2 protein-coding genes are annotated in these 875 nt (G+C 72.5%); both read right to left on the reverse strand.

From position 1 onward, the window contains the following. A partial coding sequence (locus tag A7A76_RS02120) for a hypothetical protein (RefSeq protein WP_206409648.1) occupies nt 1-246 on the reverse strand: 246 nt, incomplete at its 3' end. A 292-nt stretch (nt 247-538) separates the two neighbouring features. After that, on the reverse strand, nt 539-875 hold a 337-nt coding region (locus tag A7A76_RS02125), incomplete at its 5' end, for a hypothetical protein (RefSeq protein WP_206409649.1).

Genomic DNA, 875 nt, shown 5'->3' on the forward strand with positions numbered 1-875 from the left:
AAGGCACTGCGCGGCCAGCGCCGGCGCCGGTGCCTGCACCTGCGCCGCCACCGCGCGCGGGGTGCGCGCTGCCGCTGCGGCGGCCGGTTCGTTGCGGATCGCAATCGACAACAAATGCGGCAGCGCCAGCAGCGCCGCGGCCAACGGCAGGTACCTGTCCATGCGTTTCTCCTGATCGGGCTCGAACCGCCGGCGGCGGGGCATTCGGCCGGCTTGCCAGAAGACGACGAACCGGAACGCGCGCATTCGACATGCGGGTTCGACATGCGGATTCGAACGAGGTCGCCGGCCGACGCGCGCGGCGCGTCGGGGCCGTCTCCAGAGCGCTCAGGCTACGGGGCATTGCGGCCCGGAATTGTCCTAATTCGGGCAATCGGCGCGAATCGGGACTTCGGCAGGGGCTCGGATCGAAGTGCGGATCGGCACGCGGCGGCGGGCCGACGCCGACAGCGGCAATCGCCGATCGCGCGCATCGGCGCGTCCCGGCGGAAACGAAAAGGGAGCGGTCGCCCGCTCCCTTTTCGCCGCGAACCGGGGCTCAGCAGCCCGGCGTGCAGATCGCCCAGCAGCGCGAATCCGGCTGATCCGGATCGCAGCTGCTGCAGCACGGCCGCGCGAACGCGGACAAGCTGACGGTCAGGCCGAACGCGAACGCACAGCAGGTCAAAAACAGCTTGGCGCGGGACATCCTCATCATCATGCACTCCTGTCTTCGGTGGCGATGGCCGGGCGCGCGCATCCGGCGGCGCGCGGCGGAACGGCCGGCGGCGATGGCCGCTCGGCGCAGGGTCGCGGTTCCATCCGCGACGGCGTCCCGCCGCGCCGCGCCGAGGCGCGGACGACGAGGCGATCGGGGCGTGCCGGCGCGGCAGCGC

It is taken from the genome of Lysobacter enzymogenes (assembly GCF_017168095.1).
Classification (GTDB): domain Bacteria; phylum Pseudomonadota; class Gammaproteobacteria; order Xanthomonadales; family Xanthomonadaceae; genus Lysobacter; species Lysobacter enzymogenes_D.